The 24,220-nt window shown below is 64.5% G+C and carries 30 protein-coding genes; 15 read left to right on the top strand and 15 right to left on the bottom strand.

The features are described from left to right. Positions 1 to 48: 48 nt before the first annotated feature. Both HNQ95_RS21600 and HNQ95_RS21595 read right to left on the bottom strand, forming a co-directional pair. Positions 49 to 960: a site-specific tyrosine recombinase XerD gene (locus HNQ95_RS21600; protein WP_182575159.1), complete on the bottom strand. Its 912-nt coding sequence runs from the start codon at positions 958 to 960 to the stop codon at positions 49 to 51. Positions 961 to 970: 10 nt separating this feature from the next. Continuing rightward, positions 971 to 1,120, bottom strand: coding sequence for a histidine kinase (locus HNQ95_RS21595; protein WP_067957555.1), 150 nt, complete (start codon positions 1,118 to 1,120; stop codon positions 971 to 973). 132 nt (positions 1,121 to 1,252) lie between these two features. On the opposite strand from HNQ95_RS21595, the gene HNQ95_RS21590 reads away from it, so the two are divergent. Genes HNQ95_RS21590 through HNQ95_RS21580 form a run of 3 tightly spaced genes read left to right on the top strand, consistent with a single transcriptional unit; the run spans position 1,253 to position 3,905 of the window. Beyond that, the gene (locus HNQ95_RS21590; RefSeq protein WP_067957558.1) at positions 1,253 to 1,876 is read left to right on the top strand and encodes a shikimate kinase; all 624 of its coding nucleotides are present in this window, start codon (positions 1,253 to 1,255) and stop codon (positions 1,874 to 1,876) included. Next, the gene (gene aroB / locus HNQ95_RS21585; protein ID WP_182575160.1) at positions 1,873 to 2,985 is read left to right on the top strand and encodes a 3-dehydroquinate synthase; all 1,113 of its coding nucleotides are present in this window, start codon (positions 1,873 to 1,875) and stop codon (positions 2,983 to 2,985) included. The genes HNQ95_RS21590 and aroB overlap by 4 nt, the downstream gene beginning before the upstream one ends. Further along, positions 2,982 to 3,905 carry an HlyC/CorC family transporter gene (locus tag HNQ95_RS21580; protein ID WP_154386100.1) on the top strand — a complete coding sequence of 308 codons (924 nt, stop codon included), beginning with the start codon at positions 2,982 to 2,984 and terminating at the stop codon, positions 3,903 to 3,905. The genes aroB and HNQ95_RS21580 overlap by 4 nt, the downstream gene beginning before the upstream one ends. On the opposite strand, the gene HNQ95_RS21575 is transcribed toward HNQ95_RS21580, so the two are convergent. The 4 genes from HNQ95_RS21575 to HNQ95_RS21560 form a co-directional block, all read right to left on the bottom strand. Then, positions 3,853 to 4,563, bottom strand: coding sequence for an aquaporin (locus HNQ95_RS21575; RefSeq protein ID WP_182575161.1), 711 nt, complete (start codon positions 4,561 to 4,563; stop codon positions 3,853 to 3,855). The genes HNQ95_RS21580 and HNQ95_RS21575 overlap by 53 nt on opposite strands. Next, positions 4,560 to 5,090 carry an arsenate reductase ArsC gene (locus tag HNQ95_RS21570; RefSeq protein ID WP_154386102.1) on the bottom strand — a complete coding sequence of 177 codons (531 nt, stop codon included), beginning with the start codon at positions 5,088 to 5,090 and terminating at the stop codon, positions 4,560 to 4,562. The genes HNQ95_RS21575 and HNQ95_RS21570 overlap by 4 nt, the downstream gene beginning before the upstream one ends. Positions 5,091 to 5,094: 4 nt before the next feature. Further along, complete coding sequence (locus HNQ95_RS21565; RefSeq protein WP_182575162.1) at positions 5,095 to 5,439, bottom strand: ArsR/SmtB family transcription factor; 345 nt, start codon at positions 5,437 to 5,439, stop codon at positions 5,095 to 5,097. 81 nt (positions 5,440 to 5,520) lie between these two features. Further along, on the bottom strand, positions 5,521 to 5,823 hold the full coding sequence (locus HNQ95_RS21560; protein ID WP_182575163.1) for a BolA family protein: 303 nt from the start codon (positions 5,821 to 5,823) through the stop codon (positions 5,521 to 5,523). Between the two features lie 141 nt (positions 5,824 to 5,964). On the opposite strand from HNQ95_RS21560, the gene HNQ95_RS21555 reads away from it, so the two are divergent. From HNQ95_RS21555 to HNQ95_RS21535, 5 genes are all read left to right on the top strand, one after another. Next, positions 5,965 to 6,573 carry a J domain-containing protein gene (locus tag HNQ95_RS21555; RefSeq protein ID WP_154386105.1) on the top strand — a complete coding sequence of 203 codons (609 nt, stop codon included), beginning with the start codon at positions 5,965 to 5,967 and terminating at the stop codon, positions 6,571 to 6,573. 116 nt (positions 6,574 to 6,689) lie between these two features. Next, entirely contained in the window at positions 6,690 to 7,676 is a 987-nt protein-coding gene (gene cobS, locus HNQ95_RS21550) for a cobaltochelatase subunit CobS (RefSeq protein ID WP_067957584.1), read from the top strand. A gap of 12 nt (positions 7,677 to 7,688) precedes the next feature. Beyond that, the gene (cobT, locus tag HNQ95_RS21545; RefSeq protein ID WP_154386106.1) at positions 7,689 to 9,587 is read left to right on the top strand and encodes a cobaltochelatase subunit CobT; all 1,899 of its coding nucleotides are present in this window, start codon (positions 7,689 to 7,691) and stop codon (positions 9,585 to 9,587) included. A gap of 8 nt (positions 9,588 to 9,595) precedes the next feature. After that, complete coding sequence (locus HNQ95_RS21540; RefSeq protein ID WP_182575164.1) at positions 9,596 to 10,603, top strand: esterase-like activity of phytase family protein; 1,008 nt, start codon at positions 9,596 to 9,598, stop codon at positions 10,601 to 10,603. Positions 10,604 to 10,650: 47 nt separating this feature from the next. Beyond that, a complete protein-coding gene (locus HNQ95_RS21535) occupies positions 10,651 to 11,022 on the top strand; it encodes a nuclear transport factor 2 family protein (RefSeq protein ID WP_154386108.1) in 372 nt (123 codons plus the stop codon). Between the two features lie 140 nt (positions 11,023 to 11,162). On the opposite strand, the gene HNQ95_RS21530 is transcribed toward HNQ95_RS21535, so the two are convergent. Then, positions 11,163 to 12,263, bottom strand: coding sequence for a saccharopine dehydrogenase family protein (locus HNQ95_RS21530; RefSeq protein ID WP_182575165.1), 1,101 nt, complete (start codon positions 12,261 to 12,263; stop codon positions 11,163 to 11,165). Positions 12,264 to 12,385: 122 nt separating this feature from the next. Here HNQ95_RS21530 and HNQ95_RS21525 point away from each other — a divergent pair, with 122 nt between their 5' ends. Further along, a complete protein-coding gene (locus HNQ95_RS21525; RefSeq protein ID WP_154386110.1) occupies positions 12,386 to 12,814 on the top strand; it encodes an Lrp/AsnC family transcriptional regulator in 429 nt (142 codons plus the stop codon). A 6-nt stretch (positions 12,815 to 12,820) separates the two neighbouring features. Here the strand turns inward: HNQ95_RS21525 and HNQ95_RS21520 are convergent, their stop codons facing one another. The 6 genes from HNQ95_RS21520 to rpmB form a co-directional block, all read right to left on the bottom strand. Then, complete coding sequence (locus tag HNQ95_RS21520) at positions 12,821 to 13,270, bottom strand: GNAT family N-acetyltransferase (RefSeq protein WP_182575166.1); 450 nt, start codon at positions 13,268 to 13,270, stop codon at positions 12,821 to 12,823. 96 nt (positions 13,271 to 13,366) lie between these two features. Next, positions 13,367 to 13,996 (bottom strand): DsbA family oxidoreductase, encoded by a 630-nt coding sequence (locus tag HNQ95_RS21515; protein WP_182575167.1) that lies wholly within the window; start codon positions 13,994 to 13,996, stop codon positions 13,367 to 13,369. Positions 13,997 to 14,010: 14 nt separating this feature from the next. Beyond that, on the bottom strand, positions 14,011 to 14,373 hold the full coding sequence (locus HNQ95_RS21510) for an antibiotic biosynthesis monooxygenase family protein (RefSeq protein WP_154386113.1): 363 nt from the start codon (positions 14,371 to 14,373) through the stop codon (positions 14,011 to 14,013). Between the two features lie 100 nt (positions 14,374 to 14,473). Further along, on the bottom strand, positions 14,474 to 15,421 hold the full coding sequence (locus HNQ95_RS21505) for a LysR family transcriptional regulator (RefSeq protein ID WP_154386114.1): 948 nt from the start codon (positions 15,419 to 15,421) through the stop codon (positions 14,474 to 14,476). Positions 15,422 to 15,480: 59 nt separating this feature from the next. Further along, positions 15,481 to 16,158 (bottom strand): queuosine precursor transporter, encoded by a 678-nt coding sequence (locus tag HNQ95_RS21500; RefSeq protein ID WP_154386115.1) that lies wholly within the window; start codon positions 16,156 to 16,158, stop codon positions 15,481 to 15,483. Positions 16,159 to 16,280: 122 nt separating this feature from the next. After that, positions 16,281 to 16,577, bottom strand: coding sequence for a 50S ribosomal protein L28 (rpmB, locus tag HNQ95_RS21495; RefSeq protein WP_067957607.1), 297 nt, complete (start codon positions 16,575 to 16,577; stop codon positions 16,281 to 16,283). 255 nt (positions 16,578 to 16,832) lie between these two features. On the opposite strand from rpmB, the gene HNQ95_RS21490 reads away from it, so the two are divergent. After that, complete coding sequence (locus HNQ95_RS21490) at positions 16,833 to 17,615, top strand: DUF3108 domain-containing protein (RefSeq protein WP_154386116.1); 783 nt, start codon at positions 16,833 to 16,835, stop codon at positions 17,613 to 17,615. Between the two features lie 137 nt (positions 17,616 to 17,752). Beyond that, on the top strand, positions 17,753 to 18,649 hold the full coding sequence (yddG, locus tag HNQ95_RS21485; RefSeq protein WP_182575168.1) for an aromatic amino acid exporter YddG: 897 nt from the start codon (positions 17,753 to 17,755) through the stop codon (positions 18,647 to 18,649). Here the strand turns inward: yddG and HNQ95_RS21480 are convergent. Together HNQ95_RS21480 and gloB are read right to left on the bottom strand one after the other, a co-directional pair. Beyond that, positions 18,646 to 19,083: a cupin domain-containing protein gene (locus HNQ95_RS21480; RefSeq protein WP_182575169.1), complete on the bottom strand. Its 438-nt coding sequence runs from the start codon at positions 19,081 to 19,083 to the stop codon at positions 18,646 to 18,648. The genes yddG and HNQ95_RS21480 overlap by 4 nt on opposite strands. 2 nt (positions 19,084 to 19,085) lie before the next feature. Then, the gene (gloB, locus tag HNQ95_RS21475) at positions 19,086 to 19,853 is read right to left on the bottom strand and encodes a hydroxyacylglutathione hydrolase (RefSeq protein WP_182575170.1); all 768 of its coding nucleotides are present in this window, start codon (positions 19,851 to 19,853) and stop codon (positions 19,086 to 19,088) included. A 106-nt stretch (positions 19,854 to 19,959) separates the two neighbouring features. On the opposite strand from gloB, the gene HNQ95_RS21470 reads away from it, so the two are divergent. From HNQ95_RS21470 to HNQ95_RS21455, 4 genes are all read left to right on the top strand, one after another. Then, the gene (locus tag HNQ95_RS21470; protein ID WP_182575171.1) at positions 19,960 to 20,730 is read left to right on the top strand and encodes a class I SAM-dependent methyltransferase; all 771 of its coding nucleotides are present in this window, start codon (positions 19,960 to 19,962) and stop codon (positions 20,728 to 20,730) included. Between the two features lie 90 nt (positions 20,731 to 20,820). Then, positions 20,821 to 21,612, top strand: a complete 792-nt coding sequence (locus HNQ95_RS21465) for a DUF1194 domain-containing protein (RefSeq protein ID WP_182575201.1) — start codon at positions 20,821 to 20,823, stop codon at positions 21,610 to 21,612. Between the two features lie 98 nt (positions 21,613 to 21,710). Further along, entirely contained in the window at positions 21,711 to 23,132 is a 1,422-nt protein-coding gene (locus HNQ95_RS21460) for a pyridoxal phosphate-dependent decarboxylase family protein (RefSeq protein WP_182575172.1), read from the top strand. Positions 23,133 to 23,284: 152 nt separating this feature from the next. Further along, on the top strand, positions 23,285 to 24,172 hold the full coding sequence (locus HNQ95_RS21455; RefSeq protein WP_263006164.1) for a lipid kinase: 888 nt from the start codon (positions 23,285 to 23,287) through the stop codon (positions 24,170 to 24,172). Positions 24,173 to 24,220 lie beyond the last annotated feature (48 nt).

The following is a 24,220-nucleotide window of genomic DNA, read 5'->3' as shown; positions in this document are numbered from 1 at the left end:
TATGGCACCGCGCCAGTGGAACGTGGCACTCACATAGCGATATGGGCCCTAATCGGCAAGCGGATGATGCTCGTTGACCAGTTTCAACAGCCTTTCTTCCAGCACATGGGTGTAGATTTGCGTGGTCGAAATGTCGGAATGGCCAAGCAATTGCTGCACCGCGCGCAAGTCGGCGCCATTCTGCAGCAGGTGGCTGGCAAAGGCATGGCGCAGCACGTGTGGCGAGATTTTCGCCGAAGCGATGCCAGCGCGGGCGGCCAGACCCTTGAGTTCTCGGGCGAAGACCTGGCGCGGCACGTGCCCGCTTTCCGACGAAGCCGGGAACAGGAACGGACTTTCGACCAGCCGTGGGTTGGCATTGCGGTCACCCAGCCAGCGCCGCATCGCCTCGCGCGCCTTGGCTGACAGCGGCACCATACGGTCCTTCTCGCCCTTTCCGCGCACGACGAAGAAGCGCTCGTCGCGCAGCGCCACCGTCAGCGGCAGGCTGACCAGCTCCGAAACGCGCAAGCCGGTGGCATAGAGCACCTCGACAAGCGCGTGCAGCCGGGTCGCCGCCAGGCTGTCGCCCTCGGCGGATTCGCTCGCTTCCATCGCCGCGCGGTCAAGCAGCCGGCCTGTTTCGGCCTCGCTCATCGTCTTGGGCAGCGGCCGATCCTTCTTCGGGCTGTCGAGGACGCCGGTGGGGTCGTCGGTTCGCAGGCCTTCGGCATAAAGGAAGCGGAAGAACTGCCGGAGTGCCGACAGCTTGCGTGCCTGTGAGGTCGCTGCGAAGCCGCGGCCGGCAATGTCGTCGAGATAGCCGCGGATGGCTGGGGCGTCGGCGTCGGCGAGGCGGCCGCCGAGAAATTCCGAGGCGTCTTCAAGGTCGCGGCGATAGCTGGCCAGCGTGTTGTCGGCAGCGCCACGCTCGGCGCTCATCATTTCGAGGAAGGCCTCGATGCGCGCGCCGCTCTTCATTTGCCGCTTTTCATTTTTTGGGCGCGAGCTTTTCCGGTGGAATGCGGATGGTGATCTCAGCCTTCTTCGGCTCGACGAACATCACCAGCGCAAACATGGCGCCGTATGCGATGCCCGCCAGAACAGCGAGCGTGACAAGGAACCGGAAAAGTGTCGGCATCGATGTGTTTGCCCGTCTGTCCTATCCTGTGCCCTTATGGGACGCCGTCACAGGCAATTCAAGGGCGCGTTTGCGGTCATGCGCTTGACGCAACGGGGCTTTTCATGTCGATACGCCGGCGAAAGGGACGCCATGACACCCGACGCGCAGACTCCATTTCCCGAAGGCTCCGTAGCCGCCCTGCTAGAACGGCTCGGCACCCGTTCGATCGTTTTCGTCGGCCTCATGGGCGCCGGCAAGACCGCCATCGGCCGCAAGGTCGCGCAGTCGCTCGGCCTCGGCTTCATCGACAGTGACCACGAGATCGAAAGCGTGTCGCGGATGACAATTCCCGAGCTCTTCGAACGCTATGGTGAGGTCGAGTTCCGCGCGCTTGAACAGCGCGTCATAGGCCGCCTCCTGGAAGGTGGCCCGCAGGTTCTGTCGACCGGTGGCGGCGCCTTCATGAATGCACAGACCCGCGCGGCAATCGCAGGCCACGGCGTTTCGGTCTGGCTCAAGGCCGAGCTCGACCTTCTGATGGAACGCGTTTCCAAGAAGCAGAACCGGCCGCTGTTGCAGAATGCCGATCCGCGTGCCGTGCTGGCCAAGCTGATGGACGAGCGCTACCCGGTCTATGGGCTTGCCGACCTCACCGTTGCGACACGCGACGACCGCAAGGAGGCGATCGCCAGCGAGGTCATCGAGGCGCTGTGCAGCCATCTCGGCGTGCCCGGCAGAATTCACGTTTCGGAAGGTTCGGAGGATCACGAATGAGCGTCGTCACCGTCGAAGTCGGACTTGGCGACCGCGCCTATGAGATCCTGATCGGCCCGGGCCTGATCGCGCGCGGCGGCGAGCTGATCCAGCAGCGCCTGCCCAAGGCGCGTTGTGCCATCGTCACCGACGGGAATGTCGCTGCTGCCCATCTCGAACCGCTGGTCGAAAGTCTCACGGCTGTCGGCAATGCGCCTGCTGTCATCACACTGCCAGCTGGTGAAAAGACCAAGAGCTTTTCCTCGCTGGAAACCGTTGTCGACCAGATCATTGCCGCCCGGCTCGAGCGCGGTGATGCGGTGATCGCGCTTGGCGGCGGCGTCATCGGCGATCTCACCGGCTTTGCCGCCGGCATCGTGCGGCGCGGCATGAATTTCGTGCAGATGCCGACCTCGATGCTGGCGCAGGTTGATTCGTCTGTCGGCGGCAAGACCGGCATCAACAGCCCGCGCGGCAAGAACCTCATCGGCGTCTTCCATCAGCCGAAGCTGGTGCTGGCCGACACCGCGGCCCTCGACACGCTGCCGTTGCGCGAATTCCGCGCCGGTTATGCCGAGGTCGCAAAATACGGCTTGATCGACCGCCCGGATTTCTTCGCCTGGCTGGAGCAGAACTGGCAGGAGGTCTTTTCGGGCGGTGCGGCTCGCATCGAGGCTATTGCTCAGTCCTGCCGCGCCAAGGCCGACGTGGTTGCCCGCGACGAGTTCGAAACCGGCGACCGGGCGCTTCTCAATCTCGGCCATACGTTCGGTCACGCGCTTGAAGCTGCCACTGCCTATGACGGTGCACGGCTGGTGCATGGCGAGGGTGTTGCAATCGGCATGGCGCTGGCGCACCGCTTCTCGGCCAGGCTCAATCTGGCAAGCCCCGACGATGCGGCACGCGTCGAGGCGCATCTGCGCGCCGTCGGCCTGCCGTGGCGCATGTCCGACATCCCTGGGGACCTGCCGGACGCCGAGGCGCTGTTCAACTACATTACCCAGGACAAGAAGGTGACGCGCGGCGCACTGACCTTCATCCTGACGCGCGGCCTCGGCCAGTCCTTCATCGCCAAGGACGTGCCGGCCTCCGAAGTGATTTCCTTCCTCAAGGAGCAGCGTCAGGGATGATCGAGGCCGGCTGGATCGCTGCGGGCGCGCTGTCGGGGCTGGTCCTTGCCGGGCTGGCCTTCCGCGAGCGGCTGCTTGCCTCGCTCGGCTACGAATTGATTGCGCTGACGCCGCAGCGTTCCGGCCACGCCGAACTGCGCGGCGCGGTCGATGAACTCCATCGCGACGGCCAGGTGGTCAAGCAGGACCGCGACCAGGTCGGCGGCCTGCTCGACCTGCATGAGCTCGAGGTGTCGGACGTGATGGTCCACCGAACCAACATCCGCTCGATCAATGCCGACATGGCGCCCGAGACACTGGTGCGCGAGATCCTGCAGAGCCCCTACACCCGCATGCCGTTGTGGCGCGGCTCGCTCGACAACATCGTCGGCGTCGTCCACGCCAAGGACCTGCTCCGCGCGCTCAACGACGTCGAAGGCGACTATTCACGCGTCGACGTGCCGAAGGTCGCCTCCAAACCCTGGTTCGTGCCCGACACGACCTCGCTTCAGGAACAGCTCAACGCCTTTTTGCGGCGCAAGGCGCATTTCGCCATCGTCGTCGATGAATATGGCGAGGTCGAAGGGCTGGTGACGCTGGAAGACATCATCGAGGAGATCGTCGGCGAGATCGCCGACGAGCACGACATCGATATTCAGGGCGTCAAGCAGGAGGCCGACGGCTCCGTGGTCGTCGATGGCACCGTGCCGATCCGCGACCTCAACCGCGCGCTCGACTGGCACCTGCCGGACGACGAGGCGACGACGATCGCCGGCCTCGTCATCCACGAGACCCAGTCGATCCCCGAGGAAAAACAGGCCTTCACCTTCCACGGCAAGCGCTTCATCGTCATGAAACGCGACAAGAACCGCCTCGCGCGGATCAGGATCAGGCCCGCGGTGGTCGAGCCTCAACCGGCCGCAGCGCGTCCGCCGAAGTAACACCCAGCCACAAGACCCGACCTGCCGCCAGGCCAAGCACCGCTCCGGCCAGTTGGGCCGCGATGAATGCCGGCGTGTCGGCGGGCGCGATGCCCGCGAATGTATCGGTCAGCGCCCGCGCGATGGTCACAGCTGGATTGGCGAAGGACGTCGACGAGATGAACCAGTAGGCCGCGAAGATGTAGAGACCGACGGCGGCGGGCGTCGTTTTGGGTGCCTGGGCAATGCAGCCGAAGATGGTCAACACCAGTCCAAAGGTTGCGACTGCCTCGCCGAGCCATTGGCCCGGGCCGGTTCGGACCGTGGTCGAGACCTGCAGCAGCGGCAGGTCGAACATCGCGTGCGCCAGCAATACGCCCAGTATCGCGCCGCTCGCTTGTGCTGCGACATAGGGCGCGACCAGCGACCATGCCAGGCGCCGGTCGAGCGCCGTCACGAGGCTGACTGCTGGGTTGAAATGCGCGCCGGAGATTGGCGCGAGAATGGTGATGAGCACCACCAGCATGGCCCCGGTGGCCAGGGCATTGCAGAGCAGTGCCAGCGCTACGTTACCCTGCGCAAGCTGCGCCGCCATGATGCCGGAGCCGACCACGGTTGCGAGAAGGAAGGCACTTCCCAGGCATTCGGCAAGCAATCGCCGCGCGAGCAAAGCGCTCATGTGCTGGAATCGCCTGCTTTTGTGCTGGCACCTTCCATCTTGCCGATATCATGCAGATGTGCGGTCAGCGCCATGCGGTCGAGGCTGGTGATGGGCAGCGCGGTGAATGCCCTGATGCGGTTGCGCATGTATTTGAAGGCGGTGACGAAAGCTGCTTCCTTTTCGAGGTCGGTGCCTTCGACGTGGCTCGGATCCTCGATGCCCCAATGCGCGTTGGCCGGATGGCCGAGCCAGACCGGGCAGGCTTCGCCGGCAGCGTCGTCGCAGACGGTGAAGATGAAATCCATCTCCGGGGCGCCGGCCGCGGCGAACTCATCCCAGGTCTTCGAGCGGAAGCCGTCGGCCGGATAGCCATAGCTTTCAAGCACCTTGAGCGCGAAGGGATTGACGCTGCCCCTGGGCTGGCTGCCGGCGGAAAAGGCGTTGAAATGCGGTGCCCCATCCTTGCGCAGGATGCCCTCGGCGAGGATCGAGCGGGCGCTGTTGCCGGTACAGAGGAAAAGCACGTTGAAAGGCCGATGGGTCATGGCATTACTCCGATGGCGTGCAGCAGGGAGACAATTCGGCGAGCAGCGGCGCGCAGATCTCCGGCTTGCCGTCGCAGCAATCCTGCAGCAGGAACAACAGCACATTGCGCAGGGCAGGGAGGTTGGCGCGGTAGATGATCGAGCGCCCCTGGCGGTCGCCGGTGGCGAGGCCGGCGCGGGTCAGCACGGCCAGATGCGCGGACATGGTGTTTTGCGGCACGTCGAGTCGGCGTGCCAGGTCGCCGGCGGCAATGCCGTCCGGCTCGGCGGCGGCCATCTGGCGAAAGGCCTCCAGCCGTGTCGTTTGGGCCAGCGCGGCGAGAGCGTCGATCGTGTCGTTTGCATCCATATATCCAGACTAATGGATGTATGTGACAGGCAAATGACGAGGCAGCGTTGGGCTGCGCTCAACAATCGTCCAGAAAGAAAATTACCAGCGTGTCGCTTCGCCGGGGGCTGCCGGCTCGATCGCCAGTGCGTGCAGGCCGGCCTTGAGTTCGGCTGCCAGCGCGTCGTTGACGGCGCGATGGCGGTCGATGCGACTCATGCCGGCAAAGGCGGGGGCGACGATGCGGATGCGGAAATGTGTCTCGCCTGACCCGTCGAAGGTGGCGTGATCGCCGCCGTCGACATGGTGGTGGCCGGCATGCAGGTGGCTTTCATTGAGCACGACGAGCCGCTCCGGCGAAAATGCCTCGTTCAGCTTCGTTTCGATAGTCGCCTGTATGGACATCGGTCTCGCCTTTCACCACATGTGTCGCCGCGACCAATCATGCCCTCGGGCAAAATTGGGCCGCAAATCAGGCGTTAGGGCCAACATCCTCGAAATGTCAATTCTTGTTTCGCCGCGCCAAGAGGCGGTAAATACGATCAGATGAAGCCGTACCCAAAATATTTCGACAAGATTCGCGTCCGGCCCGATCCGGAAGCGGAGGTGAAGTCGCATGCCCCGCTCTGCCAGTGGGACGGCTGCAAGCAGCCGGGAACGCACAAGGCGCCGGTCGGCCGCATGAGGGAAGGCGAGTACTTCCGCTTCTGCTTCGATCACGTGCGCGAGTACAACAAGGGCTTCAACTACTTCTCCGGCCTCGCCGACGGCGATATCGCGCGTTTTCAGAAGGAAGCGCTGACCGGCCACAGGCCGACCTGGACCATGGGATCCAACGGCTCGGCGCGTTCGGCGCCTGACTTTGCCCAGCAGCGCTCGGGCCGCGCCGGCTACTACAGCCGCATGCGCGATCCGCATAACCCCTTCGGTGCCCAGGGCGCGCCGCGCCAGCGCAAGGCGAAGCCCTTGGAGGCCAAGGCACTGGAGACGCTGGGACTCGATTCGCGCGCCACCGGCTCCGATATCAAGGCGCGCTACAAGGAACTGGTCAAACGCCACCACCCCGACGCCAATGGCGGCGACCGAGGTTCTGAAGACCGCTTCAGGGATGTGCTCCAGGCATATCGCGTGCTCAAGCAAGCGGGATTGTGTTGAGCCAGCCGCGGTCGCGGCCTTTTTCCAACTTTCATCTGGTCGGAAAAGGCTTTATGACCGCCCCCGAAGAAAATTCGATTGCCGGCGTGGCCTGAAGCCTCGCGCGTGGAGACGCTATGAACAAGGTCGATCGCGACATCACCAACCTGCCTGATACCACGGTGTCGGTGAAAGACACCTTCGGCTTCGATTCGAAGATGGTCGTGCCGGCCTATTCGGCCTCGTCGGAGCATGTGCCCGACATCGATCCGGACTATCTGTTCGACAAGGCAACGACCATGGCGATCCTCGCCGGCTTCGCCTACAACCGCCGCGTCATGGTGTCGGGTTACCACGGCACCGGCAAGTCGACCCACATCGAACAGGTCGCCGCCCGTCTCAACTGGCCGATGGTCCGCGTCAACCTCGACAGCCATGTCAGCCGTATCGATCTGGTCGGCAAGGACGCGATCGTCGTCAAGGAAGGCATGCAGGTCACCGAGTTCAAGGACGGCATCCTGCCCTGGGCCTACCAGCACAATGTCGCGCTCTGCTTCGACGAGTATGACGCCGGCCGCCCCGACGTGATGTTCGTCATCCAGCGCGTGCTCGAATCGTCGGGCCGCCTGACCCTGCTCGACCAGAGCCGCGTTATCCGCCCGCACCCGGCCTTCCGTCTGTTTGCCACCGCCAACACCGTCGGCCTCGGCGACACGACCGGCCTTTATCACGGCACCCAGCAGATCAACCAGGCGCAGATGGACCGCTGGTCGATCGTGACCACGCTGAACTACCTGCCGCACGACAACGAAGTGAACATCGTCATTGCCAAGGCCAAGCACTACCGCGACGCCAAAGGCAAGGAGATCGTCAACAAGATGGTCCGCGTCGCCGACATGACGCGCTCGGCCTTCATCAATGGCGACCTGTCGACGGTCATGAGCCCGCGTACCGTCATCACCTGGGCTGAAAACGCCGAGATTTTCGGCGATGTCGGCATGGCCTTCAGGCTCACCTTCCTGAACAAGTGCGACGAACTCGAACGCTCAGTCGTTGCCGAATTCTACCAGCGCGCCTTCGGTGAGGACCTGCCGGAATCCGCTGCCAACGTCGTGCTTGGATAAGAACAGGCTCAAATGGCAGGGCCGGGCGACAACACACGCAACAAGTCGAAGACGGGCTCTGAAGCCGACAGCTTCAAGCGCGCGATGACCGTCTGCATGCGTGCCATTTCGGGCGACAACGGCCTCGAAGTGGCCTTCGCCAAGGAGCGGCCGGCGCTTGCCGGCAATCGCGCCCGCCTGCCCGAGCTGCCCAAGAAGGCCTCGCCCAGTGACATCGCCGTCACCCGGGGCCTCGGCGATTCCATGGCGCTGAAGCGTGCCTGCCACGACGGCCGCATCCATGCCCGCCTGGCGCCCGAGGGCAAGCAAGCCCGTGCCGTGTTCGACGCGGTCGAGCAGGCGCGTGTCGAGGCCATCGGTAGCCGCGCCATGACAGGCGTTGCCCAGAACATCACCTCGATGCTCGAGGACAAATACGCCAAGGCCAATCTCGCCGACGTCACCGAACAGTCGGAAGCGCCGCTCGAGGAAGCGCTGGCGCTGATGGTGCGCGAGAAGCTGACCGGCCAGCCCGTCCCCAAGAGCGGCGAGCGCATGGTCGCGCTCTGGCGCGACTGGGTCGACCAGAAGGCCGGTGGCGATCTCGACGGCCTGCTCGGCAGCCTCGAGGACCAACAGGCTTTCGCCCGTGTCGTCCGTCATATGCTGGCCTCGCTCGAGATGGCCGAGGAATATGGCGACGACCAGGAGACCGAGGACAACGAGGACCAGGACGACGACCAGCCGCAAGGCGAGGAGCAGAGCGAGGAGGGCGGCGAGGACGATTCCGGCTCCGAGCAGGCACAGTCCGAAGATGCCGAATCCTCCGCCGACGAAGAGCAGTCCGGCGAGATGGAGGCGTCCGATGCCACGTCCGACGAGATGTCCGACGACGATGACGTCGATTCCGAGACGCCGGGCGAGGCGCGCCGCCAGGACAATCCCTTCGCCAACCTGCCGCGCGAAATCGACTACAAGGTCTTCACCACCGCTTTCGACGAGACAGTGGGCGCCGAGGAGCTGTGTGACGAGGACGAACTCGACCGTCTCCGCGCCTTCCTCGACAAGCAGCTCGCCAATCTGTCTGGTGTCGTCGGCCGTCTCGCCAACCGCCTGCAGCGCCGCCTGATGGCGCAGCAGAACCGTTCCTGGGACTTCGACCTGGAAGAGGGCTATCTCGACCCCGCACGCCTCGTGCGCGTCGTCATCGACCCGATGCAGCCGCTGTCGTTCAAGCAGGAGCGCGACACCAAGTTCCGCGACACCGTCGTCACGCTGGTGCTCGACAATTCCGGCTCGATGCGTGGCCGTCCGATCACCGTTGCCGCAACCTGCGCCGACATATTGGCGCGCACGCTGGAGCGCTGCGGCGTCTCTGTCGAGATCCTCGGCTTCACGACGCGCGCCTGGAAAGGCGGACAAGCACGCGAGAAGTGGTTGAAGGACGGCAAGCCGCCGAACCCCGGCCGCCTCAACGACCTCCGCCACATCATCTACAAGTCAGCCGACGCGCCGTGGCGCCGCGCCCGCCGCAATCTCGGCCTGATGATGCGCGAAGGCCTGCTTAAGGAAAACATCGACGGCGAAGCGTTGCTCTGGGCGCACCAGCGCCTGATCGCACGGCCCGAGCAGCGCAAGATCCTGATGATGATCTCGGACGGCGCGCCGGTGGACGATTCGACGCTGTCGGTGAATCCGGGCAACTATCTGGAGCGCCATCTGCGCGCCGTCATCGACCTGATCGAGACGCGCTCGCCGGTCGAGCTTCTGGCGATCGGCATCGGCCACGACGTCACGCGCTACTATCGCCGTGCCGTCACCATCGTCGACGCCGAGGAACTGGCAGGTGCGATGACCGAGCAGCTCGCCTCGCTGTTCGGCGAAGAGAGTGCGCGCGAGACCCGCCGCGGCGGCTTCCGGCGCGCCGGGTGAGCTTGTCCATGGCCCGGCTGCGGCACCTTGCTTGCGCTGCCTTGGCGGCGCTCGCGCTGTCGGCATCGCTCACCGCGTCCTCGCGCGCCGAGCAGCCTGCCATCGAGCGCATCGAGATATCAGCCCGTCCCATCGCCCGCTTCCAGATCGGTCTCGACCAGAAGATCTTTGGTCCGCTCGAATTCGTCGGCGGCCTCGAAATGACCTCGTCGTCGCGCAATCTCGGCGCGCTGTCGGCCTTCCGCTTCCTCAAATCGGGGAGTGACTTCATCGGCGTCGCCGACACCGGCTTCTGGTATTTTGGACGTGTCGCCCGCGATTCCGCGATGCGCCCGACGGGCATCGAGAACTTCCGCATGGTGCAGATGGTGGACAGCTCCGGTGTCGCCATCGAAAAGAAATGGCAGGCCGATGCAGAGGGCCTTGCGGTGAAGGACGGTATCGCTACCGTGGGCTTCGAGCGCACCCACCGCGTCGCCCAGTACCGCATCGATCCCGACAACATGCAGCCGCCGTTCCGCGAGCTCGAGTTCCTCGTGCCGCGCAACGAGCTCAGGACGAATCGCGGCTTCGAGACCGTCGCCTATTCCACTGAGAAGGGCGGGCTTGTGGTGGTGTCGGAAAAGAGCCTCGACACATCAGGCAACATCTTCGCCGCGATCATCGAGGGGCCCAAGAAGGGCGTCTTCACGGTCAAGCGCAACGGCGAGTTCGACATCACCGACGGCGCCTTCCTGCCCGATGGCGACCTGCTGCTGCTTGAACGTAGCTTCTCGATGGCTTCGGGCGTGAAGATGCGGCTCCGGCGCATTGCCTCCGAGACAATCGCCAGGGGCCAGATCGCCGACGGCCCGGTGCTGCTGGAAGCCAACATGGGCTACCAGATCGACAACATGGAAGGGCTCGACGTCTGGCAGCGCAGCGACGGCGCGCTGATGGTATCGCTGGTCTCCGACGACAACCATTCGATCCTGCAGCGCAACCTCTACCTGGAATTCATCCTGCACGGCGATTGAGCAGCGATTGTCCGCTATTGTCGGCGCCTGCGATGCGGGAGCCAGCCATGTCGTCCGATGTAACCAGCCTCATTGACCGCTACTGCGCGGTCTGGAACGAACCCGACGCCGACAGTCGCAAGGAGCTGCTCGAAGCCGTCTGGGCCGAGCGGGCGACATACACCGACCCGCGGGCCGACACTGTCGGTGCCGATGAGCTTCTGGTGCATATCGCAAGTATCCGGATGAGCCGCCCCGGTGCGAAGATCGTCCGCACCACCTCTGTCGATCTTCATCACGGCGTTGCCCGCTTCGGCTGGCGCGTCGTCGAGGCCGACGGCACACCGCTGCCCGAAGGCCTTGATATTGCCGAGCTTTCGCCCGACGGGAAGCGCATCGCGCGCATCATCGGCTTCTTCGGGCCGATGGTAGCGATCTGATCTGCCTGAACTTGCCCTTGGCCGAGCCAAGCAGGGAGCCGGTCGCAGCTATCCGGACAAAAAGAAAGCGAGGGGTCCCCTAACCCCTCGCTGCAAAAATCATGACCTCCGGGGTATCTTCCCCGTAAGGCGTCCCCCAATCAGGCTGCCAGATGGCTTGTCGCGGCCTGGGCGTAGTTGTGGCCGAAGCGGTTGGCGAGGAAGGCGTCGAGTGCGATGTCTTCCTGGCGGATGAAGCCCTGCTGCGGCAATGCGCCGTTGGCCAGCATGTCGAGCACGGCGCAGATGCCGGAAGCCGTGGTGATCTGGATGGCGCTGCGCACCATCTTGCCCATCTGGCGGCTGTAGATCTTGTTGGCGTAGCTTTCCTGGAGCAGGCGCCCGCCCTTGCGACCGCTGACGGTGACGAAGATCACCACCACGTCCTGCATGGTCGCCGGCAGCGAGTTCTCCAGGATGTCCTTGAGCACTTCGCGGCGGTGACGCAGGCCGAGATCGTTGAGCAGCGCCTTCATGATCGCGGCGTGGCCGGGATAGCGAATGGTGCGGTAGTTCAGCGTGCGCACCTTGCCCTTGTAGGTCTCGCACAGCGTGCCGAGACCGCCCGAGGTGTTGAACGCCTCATAGGTGATGCCGTCGAGCGAGAACTCTTCGCGTTCTTCCAGCGGCGGCACCTCGACCAGCGAGCCTTCGACGATCGCCTCGCAGGGCTCGCAATACTCGTTGATGACGCCGTCGGTGCTCCAGGTCAGATTGTAGTTCAACGCATTGGACGGGTACTGCGGCAGTGCGCCGACGCGCATGCGCACGCTCTCCAGCGAATCGAAGCGCTTGGCGAGATCGTTGGCGACGATCGAGATGAAGCCTGGTGCGAGGCCGCACTGCGGGATGAAGGCGCTCTTGGCGGTGACAGCCAGTTCCTTGACGATGCGGGTCGAAGCGACGTCCTCGGTCAGGTCGAGATAGTGCACGCCGGCCTTGGCGGCTGCCTCGGCAATGCGCGTGGTGAGGTGGAAGGGGGCAGCGGAAAGTACGGCGAACTTGCCTGCCAAAACGGCGTCGAGGGCGCCAGCTTCGGCGATCTCGACCTTAAGCGTCTCGACGGCGTTGCCGGTCTCGAGCGAATCAAGTGCGGCCTGCGAGCGGTCGACCACGGTCACCTGGTAATCGCCACTCTCGGCCAGCATGTCGGCGATGGTCGAGCCGATCTTGCCTGCGCCTACGACAACGATCTGTTTCATGGTCATGTCCCCTTCAAATGGAATTTCGCGCGGAGTCTACGGTCGCACCACGTCAAAAGGCAGTATCGATATTGCCGAAAGGCCGATATGTTTTGGACGAAACGACGTATGGTATCGACGAAATGACGACAGACCCTGACCGCGCCCTGCTTGCCTTGTTGCGCGAGAACGCGCGCGCCTCGACGGCCGAGCTGGCGCGCAAGCTAGGTGTGTCGCGAACGACGGTGCAAAGCCGGATCGAGCGGCTGGAACAGCGTGGGGTGATTGCTGGCTACAGCGTCAGGCTGTCGCCAGACTACGAGAAGAACCTGGTTCGCGCGCATATCCTGGTCACCGCGCTGCCCAAGGTCTCGGCGGCGGTGGAGGCGGTGCTGAAGCGGATTCCCGAGGTGCGCACGCTGCATTCGGTCAGCGGCAATTTCGACATGATCGTCGTCGTCGAGGCGCCGTCGGTGCGCGACCTCGATGCCTTGATCGACCGAATAGGTGCGCTCGAAGGTGTCGAACGCACCTTGTCGTCGATCGTCCTGTCGACGCGAATCGACCGCTGATCGGCCTCAGCCGATCGCCGAAAGGTCGTGACGAAAGACGACCTCGCCACCGATAACCTCGCCCGTCGCGCGGAAGCCAACCTCGCGATAGAGCGCCATCGCCATTTCGTTTTCCGGCACGACGCTCAAGGTGACATGGCCGCAGCTGGGCAGCTTCGACATCAGCTTCAGCATCTCCAGCAACGCCTTGCGGCCATAGCCGAGCCGCTGGTAACGCTGGTCGATCATCAGCCGATAGATCCAGTAATTGCCGTCGTCGGGATCGAGCGCATACATGGTGAAGCCGACCGGCAGGTCATCGGCATAGATGGCGAACGGCGCGCAATGGTGGCCCGCATCAGCCTCTTCGATCGAATCCTCGTTGCTGGCGACAAAATTCTGCTGCGCCGGCGCGACTTGCAGTTCAAGCATTGTTGCCCGCTCGGCATCGTTGAGCGGGCGTAGTGTAATGGTCATGTATCCACCGTGTCTGACGTAACTCCCGCGACATTGTCGAGATTGCATTACGTCAGCATGTCCCCGGTGGTCGCGGAAAGTAGCGAATACCGATGCTCATGCGCTCGGCTCGCTTGCCGCCGCCTGTCGCAGCAGCTTGGCAAGCTCCTCGACCGGCTTGACCGCCGAAGTCGGCGCTGTCCCGGCGAGGACCATCACCGGCACGCCCGATATGCCGCGTTCGACGGCGAGGCGCTTGTCGGCGCGCACGGCGGCGGCGAAATCGTCGCCGGCGAGCAATTCCGCCACCGCACCTGGCGCAAGCCCGGCCTCGCGGCCAAGCCGGTCCAGAACGCCGCGGTCGGCTATGTTTTCGGCCTCGCTGTGATAGGCGCGCAGCAGGCGTTCCATCACCGCGTCGGCCTTGCCGCTCGCTGCACCAAGGTGAACCAGCCGGTGCGCGTTGAAGCTGTTGACCGGGCGGGCGTTCTCCAGGTCTAGCTTGATGCCCTCGACCACTCCGAACCCTGTGATCTGGGCGAGCCGCGCTTCGGCCGCATCGCCGCGCCATTGCCTGATCATGTCGGCGGCGCTGTCGCCTGATATCAGAGCGCCTTCGGGCGACAACTCGAAGCTGCGCCAAACGATCCTGATCGGCGTGCCGGCAAGCGCCGAGGCGGCTTCGAGGCGGCGCTTGGCGATGTAGCTCCACGGACACAGCACGTCGGCATGCATCTCGATCTGCATGGTCTCCTCCCGGCTCAGGCGTCGATCGGGCGCGGGCCGGGCGCGATTTCGCGGACGAGGTTGTAGCGCGGTGGGCCGCTCATTCTGGGCTCGGCCTTGCCCTTGAGGCCGTCGATGACGCCCTCGATCGCCGCAATGCGCGCGGCATTGTCCGATACGCGCTCGAATTCGCGATGCGCGGCTTCGCTTTCCCAGTGGATGATGTTGTAGACGCGCGTGCCGTCGGTGCTGGCAAACAGATGCGCCGACTTGTAGCCGGGATAGAACCGTACCCATTTTTCCTGCAGGCCGGCGAAGGCGTCGATCAGCTCTTGCTGTGTCTGGGCGCCGTCCACGGTGTAGTCGATGATCGAGTAGAATCCCTGTGTGTCCTGCATCTGCATGTCCTTTCGTCGCTTTGATGAGCCGAAGGTAAGGACAGGTACCCGGGTGGATTAGCCGGAGATTTCAGGATGCAGCTTCCGGATCGACGGAAGATCAGGCGACGAACAGCTGGCGCGGAAAATGCGCGACGACATGGTCGATGAAGGAGCGCAGGCGCCTCGAGACGATGCGCTGGCGCAGATAGACGATGTGGATCGGCTGCGCCTCGCCGCTCCACTCGGGCAACAGAATCACCAGCTCGCCACTGGCCAGTTCCCGGGCCAGGAACGCAGCCGGCACCAGCGCAATACCACGACCCGCGACGGCTTGATGCCGCAATGACGAAAGCTGGTTGCCGGTGAAACGACCGGAGATGCTCAGTTTGTAGGGGTCGCCGCCGGCGTGGCGTAGCTGTGCCGAGGCATATCCGGAAAAGGACATCAGCTGGCCGGTGTCGATGTCACCAGGATGGCTGATTGGTGCATGTGCCGCGAGATAGGCAGGTGACGCCACGAGCCTCAGCGCGGCACTGCCAAGCGAACGCGCCACCAGCCCCGAATCGTCGCGCAGCGTGCCGACCCGAATGGCGACGTCGATGCCATCAGTGAACAGGTCGGCGTTGCGGCTGCTCAGATTGAGCTCCAGCGACATGTTGGGATGAGCCTCGAGGTAGCTGCTCAGCAGCGGCGCCAGCACATCGTCCATGGCGATCGTGCTCGCCACTCTGAGCTTGCCGCTCAGCCCTGCCGCCGTGTCGGTCAGCTCGGCCTCGTAGCCGCGCAGTTCGGCCAGCGCCCGCGACGCGACCTCGTGATAGCTTGCGCCGGTTTCGGTCAAGGCCAGACGTCGCGTGGTGCGCTTGAGCAAGGTGCTGCCGAGGCGGGTTTCGAGTGCGGCGATACGCTGGCTTATCGTTGAGACGGGGATGCCGGTGGCTCTGGCTGCGCCGGAAAAGCTTCCGGTCCGAACGACCTCGAGGAAAAGATCAACCGAATCGAGAGCCATACCCTTGCCGATCATGCCGTGGCGCGAGCCGGTAAGGTATGCGGCGGCGCCCGACATGCAAGAGCAGCCGATCGATCATCGGATGCTCTTGGCAATGCTGTCGTATTTGTTGGCGGCTATGCCAGCGCCGGCTGTGTCCAGCGCGCGGCGATCAGGCGGTAGGGGATCAGCGCGAAGACGGCGATCAGAAGCTTCACCGTGAGGTCGCCGAGCGCCCACGAGATCCAGCGCGCCGCCTCGAACGGCAGCACGCCGAACAGCGGGGCCGCTTCCAGGGCGAATGCATCCTCGGAGCCGAGGAAAGCGAAGGCTGCCGAAAAGGCGATGCCGAAGAAGATCGCCGTGTCGAACACCGAACCGACGAGCGTGCCGAAGATCGGCGCGCGCCACCAGCTCTGCCGGCGCAGCCAGTTGAACACGGTGATGTCGAGCAACTGGGCGGTCAGGAAGGCAGCACCGGAGGCAACGGCGATTCGCGCCAGTCGATCGGCAGCCGTGTCGAACGGGATCAGGCCATAGCGGAACAGCACCGGCGGAATGACGATCGAGCAGACCACCGCAACCGTGAAGCCGACGAAGACGATACGCCGTGCCAGCTTCGGGCCGTAGCGCCGGTTGGCAAGGTCGGTGACCAGGAATGAGAAGGGATAGGTGAAGGCGCCCCAGGTCAGGACGTCGGCAAGCGCCAAAGGTCCGACCTGTCCCTGCATCGGGAACTGGACGAGAATGTTGGAAGCGACGACGACAAGCGCCATGGCCGCCACGAAAGGCAGGTATCTTGAACCGGAGTTCATTTTTTTATCCTGGGTAATGGAACCAGCGGTACGGGCATAGCCCGGGCGGATTTGGGCGGAGCCTCCATCGTCCTTGCGGCCGTCAGAGGCTCCAGGCGGTCGTCCCCCGCCTCGTCAGACGATTAGGCTGCGGCCTGCTCGGCGTTCTTCTTGGCGATCTGCTTCTTGAGCAGGCGCGCACGCTGCGACAGCTCTTCCGCGTCAGCCTTGATCAGGAAGGCGTCGAGGCCACCGCGATGCTCGACCGTGCGCAGGGCGTTGGCCGAAATGCGCAGGCGCACGTTCTGGTTCAGCGTCTCGGAGATGAGCGTGACGTTGACCAGGTTCGGCAGGAAGCGACGACGGGTCTTGTTGTTGGCGTGGCTCACATTGTTGCCGGTCATGACGGCTTTGCCGGTGAGTTCGCAAGCGCGGGACATGTTACTTACCTTCAGTTCTGGCGGACCAAGCGACGATGACGCACCGAATAACGATGGCGCGCGGTCTCAGTCAGGCGGCCTCATGGAAAAAGTTGGCGTTCCATAAGTGTATTTCACCGACGCGTCAAGCACCCCGGTTGTTTCCAGGCATTGTCCCCAACTCCACAGAATGGCCGGAATTGGTTCTATAACCATCGCGCAGGGACGTGAACAGCGGCAGGCGCAGCTTGCGCTGTCGATGAGGTGTTACCGAGAATGCGCCGCCCCGCACCGATCCTGCTTTGCCTTTGCCTCGCCGTCCTGCCGTCGCCGCTGCTCGCCGCCGGCAAATCCTTCAGCGGCGATTACTCGCTCTCGTTTCTTGGCATTCCGGTCGCCAAGGCGACCTTCGACAGCACCTATGAGGGCAACTCCTATGTCGTCAACGGCAGGGTCTCCAGCGCCGGGCTGGCGGCCTTCTTCGACGACACGCGCGGCACGATCTCGTCGCGCGGCAGTTTTGGCGAGGGCCGCACCAGGCCACGAGCCTTCCGCGCCGACTATGTCTCGGGCAAGGTCAGCTCGCTCGTCGCAGTCGGCTTTTCCGGCGACCGCGTCACCAGCACCGAGGTGGTGCCGCCGCCCAAGAAGCGCGGCAAGACCTGGATTCCGCTCGGCGCCAACGACCTGCGCGGCGTCGCCGATCCGATCGCTGCGACCGTCATCCGCGCGCCCAGCCTCGACAAGGTCTGCGGCCGCACTGTCAGGATCTATGACGGCGAACTGCGTGCCGACCTCAAGCTGACCGAGGTGTCGCGCAAGAAGATGGTGGTCAAGGGGTTCGAAGGCGACACAGTCACCTGCCGCATGGGCTTCCAGCCTGTCTCGGGCTACCGCACCGACAAGAAGGCGCTGACCTTCCTGCGCGACCGCAGCCGCATCATGGTGACGTTTGCGCCGCTCGGCGAAACCGGAGTATATGCGCCTATATATGCGACCGTAAGCACGGAGATCGGAACGATCACCGTCAAGGCACGGCGCTTCGAAGCGACCAATTGAGCATGACCCGAACGAAGCATGTTCCCGAAAAGTGGACATCGATTTTCGGATAAGATCATGCGCAACGAAGAGGGGGCGCCGGTTTCCGGACGCGGTCAGCCTCCACGGGGAAAGGCGCGTTGCGCCGGGAGGGGTAAGTGGGGCGCGCAACCTTGATCGGATTTTCGGCGGTCGCCATGTGGGCGCTGCTGGCCTTGCTTACCGACGCCTCCGGTTCGGTGCCGCCGTTCCTGATGTCGGCGATCACCTTCGCCGTCGGCACCTGCGTCGGCCTCGTTACCCGCCTGTTCATGCCCAAGCCCGACAAGGCCGAGAAGATCCCGGCGCAGGTCTGGATCATCGGCATCGTCGGCCTGTTCGGCTACCACTTCTTCTACTTCACCGCGCTGCGCAACGCGCCGGCGGTCGAGGCCAGCCTGATCGCCTATCTCTGGCCGCTCTTCATTGTGCTCGGCTCGGCGCTGATGCCGGGCGAGCGCCTGCGCTGGAACCACATCGCCGGTGCGCTGCTCGGCCTGGCCGGCACCTTCCTGATCGTCACCAAGGGCGGCGGGCTGGCCTTCGAGCCGCGCTACGCCTTCGGCTACATCATGGCCTTCGCCTGCGCCTTCCTGTGGTCGGGCTATTCGCTTCTGTCACGCCGCTTTCCCTCGGTGCCGACGACCGTCGTCACGTGGTTCTGCCTGGCGACGTCGGTGCTGTCCCTTGCCTGCCACCTGGCGCTGGAAGAGACCGTGCTGCCGGCCAATGCCGGTCAGTGGCTCGCCGTGCTTGGCCTCGGCCTGATGCCGGTCGGTGCTGCCTTCTATGCCTGGGACATCGGCGTCAAGCGCGGCAACATCCAGGTGCTCGGTGCTGCGAGCTACGCAGCCCCGCTGCTGTCGACCCTGGTGCTGATCGCGGCCGGCTTCGCCGAACCATCGCTGCGCATCCTCGCCGCTTGCGTGCTCATCACCGGCGGTGCGGTGCTGGCGGCGAAATCGCTGATCTTTGGCGAGGGCAAGGGGCCGGCCGCCGACGGGGCAGGGGCCTAGCCGACACTCGGCTCCCAGCCCGGTTCCGCCAACTCGAACTGGGCGAATTCGAAACCCGGTGACACCGTGCAGCCGACAAGCGTCCAGTCACCCAGGCAACGCGCCGTCTGCCACCAGCCGGACGGCACCACGCATTGCGGCCGCTGGCCGACTGCGATGTCGACGCCAAGCGTGTGGGCGACAAGGATGCCGCCTTCCTGGAACAGTTTCAGTTCGATCGGCGCGCCGGCATGGTAGTGCCAGATTTCGGCAGCGTCCTTGACCCGGTGCCATGCCGACACGTCACCGTGCTCGAGCAGAAAATAGATCGCCGTCTGGTTGCCGCGCGGGCCATGCGGTCCGGCTTCCGGATTGTCGCGAAATGTCTCGACATACCAGCCGCCCTCGGGGTGGCGTTGCATGCCGAGTGTGGCGATGATCTCTTGAGCCCTCATGGTCAAAAATTGTCCTTGCGCTTCCGGACCTCAGCGAAGACGTCGACGTCGGCCGCCTTTTCCATGCCGAGATGCTTGCGGATGGCTGGATCGGCCCAGCGCAGGAACGGGTTGGTCGCCAGCTCCTCGCCGATTGTCGTCGGCAGTGTCGGCCTGCCGTCGCTGCGCAACGCCTCGATCTTATCGGTGCGGGCGCGCAGGGCTGCGTTGTCCGGATCGATCGTCAGCGCGAAACGCGCATTGGACAGCGTGTATTCGTGCCCGCAATAGATCACCGTCTCCGGCGGCAGGGCGGCCAGCTTTTTCAGCGATTCGAACATGACGGGTGCCGGGCGCTCGAACAGCCGGCCGCAGCCGAGCGCAAACAGCGTGTCGGCGGTGAAGGCCAGCTTCGATTTCGGCAGGTAGTAGCAGACGTGGCCGGCCGTATGTCCGGGAGTCTCGATGACCTCGATGGTCTCGTTGCCGAAAGGAATGACCGAGCCTTGCTCGACCGTGTCGTCGATGCCGGGGATCTTGTCGCGCTCGGCTTCGGGGCCGATGATGCGCAGCTTGTAGCGGCTCTTCAAGGCCAGGTTCGCCTCGACATGGTCGGCATGGTGATGCGTCGTCAGGATCGTCGACGGCGTCCAGCCGCTGTGTTCGATCGCCGACTGGATCGGGCCTTCCTCGGGGGCATCGATAATTGCCGTCTCACCGGTTTCGCGGTCGTGCAAAAGCGCGCCGAAATTGTCGGTGCGGCACATGAAAAGCTTGATCTCGACAGCCATGACAGGACTCCATTTTGCCGGGAACGATAGGGCGCGCCGCCAAGCCTGTCACGCCAAATGGGGCGGGGTCGTTGAAGTCGGTGGGCGGCGCGTCTACCTTCGGCCCATGAATTCCGACATCGTCGATCTTCGCTCCTTCTACTCGACGCCGCTTGGCCGCCTCGCCGAGCAGTCGATATCCATGGCGCTGTCGTCGGTGTGGGCCGGTCTGCCCAATGAGCGGCTTGTCGGGCTCGGTTACACGCTGCCCTGGCTCGACCGATTCGGCAGCGATGCCGAGCGTGTCTTTGCCTTCATGCCGGCTACACAAGGTGCCGTGGTCTGGCCGGCGAATGGGCCGTCCTCGACGGCACTCGTCTTTGACGAGGAGTTGCCGCTCGTCGATTCCTCCGTCGACAGGGTGCTGCTGGTCCATTCGCTCGAACATGCCGAAAGCCCGCGCGAGACGCTGAAGGAGATCTGGCGCGTGCTGTCGCCGGCGGGGCGCATCGTCATTGTCGTGCCCAACCGGCGCGGCATGTGGGCGCGTTTCGAGCACACGCCCTTCGGCACCGGGCGGCCATTCTCGTCCGGCCAGCTCAACGAACTGTTGCGCGAGGCCAATTTCACCGTCTCGGCATGGTCGGATGCGCTGCATTTCCCGCCGTCACGGCGCAAATGGATGATGAAGTTCGACCATCTGTTCGAGCGCGCAGGCCGCCGCCTCTGGCCGATCTTTGCCGGCGCCATCGTCGTCGAGGCGCAGAAGCGCGTCTACCAGGGCATTCCGGTGGCGCAGCGCGCCTCGCGGCGCGTCTTCGTGCCGGTGCTGTCGCCCACCGGCGCCTCACGCGGCTTTCCAGCCCTGCGCCGTGGCGACGCGGAGCATGGTGGCTAGGCTGTACCTCACGAAGGGGTGAAGCCGCACCACTTCCATTCCGACGCCATTGCCGCGACACTGATCCATCCGTCGGAGAGCCTGCAAACGATGCTGGGCGTGCTGGCCATAGTCTTGTGTCTGGGCTGCGAGGTGCCGCGCCCGGTGGCTGGTGTTGCGGTCGATGTCGAGCTCGTGCTTGCGGTCGACGTCTCGCGCTCGATGGATCTGGAAGAGTTCACCCTCCAGCGCGCGGGTTATGTCGAGGCGCTGCGCCACCCTGATTTCATTGATGCCGTTCTGTCCGGCCAGCATGGCCGCGTCGCCATCACCTATTTCGAATGGGCGGGCACCGTGCGCGAGGAATCGGTGGTGCCGTGGCAGATCATCGACGGGCCGCAGAGTGCTGCCGCCTTCGCCGCCAGGCTCGAGGCGAGGCCGTTCAGCGGCTTTCGCGGCACCTCGATCTCGGGCGCGGTCACTTATGGCGCCAAGCTGTTCGACAGCAACGACGCCGACGGCTTTCGCCGCGTTATCGACATTTCGGGCGACGGGCCGAACAATTTCGGCAACCCGGTGCTTCCCGCGCGTGACGCTGCTCTGGCCCAGGGAATCGTCATCAACGGCTTGCCGATCCTGATCCGGCCGTCGCGAACGGCGTCCAGGCTCGACCGTTACTACGCCAAATGTGTCACCGGCGGCGCCGGCTCGTTCGTCCTGCCGATCAAGGCGGCGTCGGAATTCGCCACTGCGATCCGGCGCAAGCTGGTGCTCGAGGTCAGCGGCGACACCCATGCCGTGCCGGTCGTCAGGATCGACACCGAGCCCCGGGTCGACTGCATGGCCGGCGAACGCGACAGGCGGATCTATTCCGATCCCTATTTCCCGGAGCTAGATCGTTAGACTGCGGGTGCGTTCGTTGCCGGGAAGCCCTGCGCGGAATATGCTTGGTTTCTAATGTTTCTGCGGATTACGGCACTCTTGGAGCAGAGGGTACTGCCATGGAGGGGGAACAGATCGGGCGCCTGCTGCGCCAGGCCGCGGACCATGCCATCCGTTACAGGTCGGAACTGCCATCCAGGCCGCAGCGTCCGCTGCATGGCTACGCCGACGCCTTGGCCGCCTTTGACGGCCCTTTGCCCGAGACCGGAGAAGCACCCGGCGTCGTGGTCGACGAACTGGCGGCACGGGCCGAACCGGGCCTCAACGTTACCACCGGCGCACGCTTCTTCGGCTGGGTCATTGGCGGTTCGCACCCGGTTGGCGTCGCTGCGGACTGGATGACCAGCGCATGGGGCCAGAACGCCGGCAACCACCACGCCATGCCGTCGGCCGCCGCGGCCGAGACGGTTGCCGCGCGCTGGCTGCTCGACCTGCTCGATCTGCCGCGCGAAAGCTCGGTTGGCTTTGTCACAGGTGCTACGGTGGCAAATTTCGTTTGCCTGGCCGCAGCGCGCGGTGCGGTGCTGCGACGTGTCGGCTGGGATGTCGACGCCAACGGCCTGTTCGGCGCGCCGTCGATTTCCGTGCTGATTGGAGACGACGCCCACACCACGGTGTTTTCGGCGCTGCAATTCCTCGGCCTTGGCCACGATCGGCTGATCCGGGTCGCCACCGACAGCCAAGGCCAGATGGAGCCGGAGGATTTCGCTCGCCGTGCGGCTGACGTGCGGGGGCCGGCAATCGTCATCCTGCAGGCCGGCCAGATCAACACCGGCGGCTTCGACAGGTTCACCGAACTGGTGCCGATCGCCCGCGGGGTCGGTGCCTGGATCCATGTCGACAGCGCTTTCGGGGCTTGGGCGCGTGCCTGCCCTGCTTTCAGGCATTTCACCGAGGGGCTCGACGCTTGCGATTCCTGGGCAACCGATGGCCACAAATGGCTGCAGACGCCTTATGACTGCGGCTATGCCATCGTCCGCGACAGCGAGGCGCATCGCCGCGCCATGACGATTGCGGCGAGCTATCTGCCGACGGCTATGGAGGGCGAGCGCGACCCCAGCCATTTCGTTCCCGAACTGTCGCGGCGGGCGCGTGGTTTTGCCACCTGGGCGATCATCCGCCATCTCGGCCGCGAGGGCATAGCCACGATGGTCGAGCGGCACTGTCGTGTTGCACGGCTGATCGCCGATGAGCTGCGTGGTGAAAACGCCATCGCAGTGCTCAACGATGTCGTGCTCAACCAGGTGCTGGTGCGTTTCGGCGCCGACGAGCTTGCCGAGCGCGGCGATGAACTGACCCGGGCAACGATCATCCGGCTCCAGCGGGACGGCGTTGCCTTCGCCGGCGGCGCCAAATGGCGCGGACGCGAGGTGATGCGCATTTCGGTGATTTCCTGGCTCATCGACGACGCGGCCGGCAAGGCTACCGCCGCAGCCATCATCTCGGCCTGGCGCGGCGTGCGTGAAACGTCCCAGGACTGACGCGAATATTTCCGGTTACTTGGCTTCGCCGCCGGCATATTCATCCGCCTGCCTTCAAATTTGCCAGATCGATCCCTAGATGACAGCGGGCTTGGCCCACGGTGAAGAATAGGGGTTGCCTCCTGACCGACGTCATCAACCAAAAGCGCGCCGTGCAGCATTCCAGGGGCAAGCGCGCGATGCTAATCGTCAATCCGCGCGCACGCCGTGGTGGCGGGTCGATCGATGCCGCCCGTCAGGTGCTCGTCGATGCCGGTCTCCAGATCGAGGAGATGGCAACAAGCAAGGACGAGAACGCCTCCGAGCTGATCTCGCGCAATGCCGATCATTTCGACATGGCAATCGTTGGTGGCGGCGACGGCACGCTCAACAACGCGGCCGCCGGTCTGTCCTATTCCGGCCTGACGCTCGGCGTGTTGCCGCTCGGCACAGCCAATGACTTTGCCCGCACGATGGGCATTCCCGCCGACCCGGTGAAGGCGGCGGAAATCATCGCCGCCGGCCACCAGGCAACCGTCGATCTCGGCGAGGTCAACGGCCATCTGTTCTTCAACGTCGCCAGCATCGGTTTCAGCGCCGAACTGGCGGGCGAGCTCACCGAGCACGCCAAGAAGCGCTGGGGCACGCTGGGCTACGGCATCGTCGCCGCCCGCATCCTGATGCGTTCGCGGCTGTTCACCTGTTATGTCGACCATGACGGCACCACCGAAAAGATCCGCACCATGCAGGTCTCGGTCGGCAACGGTCGCCATTATGGCGGCGGCATGACCGTCGAGGAGACCGCGACCGCCGACGACGGCTGGCTCGATCTCTACAGCCTCGAGGTCGACCATTGGTGGCGGCTGCTCAGGCTTCTGCCCAGCCTGCGCAAGGGCACGCAAGGCCAGTGGGACGACGTCCGCGCCTTCAAGACCACGGAGGTGACGATCCGCACCAAGCAGCCGCGACCGGTCAACACCGACGGCGAGCTGGTTACCTGGACGCCGGCGCATTTCCGCATCCGGCCGAAATCGGTCAACGTGTTCGTGCCGAAGGGCTGAGCCTCGGCCAAAGACTGCGTTTTCAATCACGGTCTGTTCAGCCGACTC

The sequence above is a fragment of the Aminobacter ciceronei genome (assembly GCF_014138625.1).
Taxonomy (GTDB): domain Bacteria; phylum Pseudomonadota; class Alphaproteobacteria; order Rhizobiales; family Rhizobiaceae; genus Aminobacter; species Aminobacter ciceronei.
This window is presented reverse-complemented; position numbering and strand designations above follow the sequence as displayed.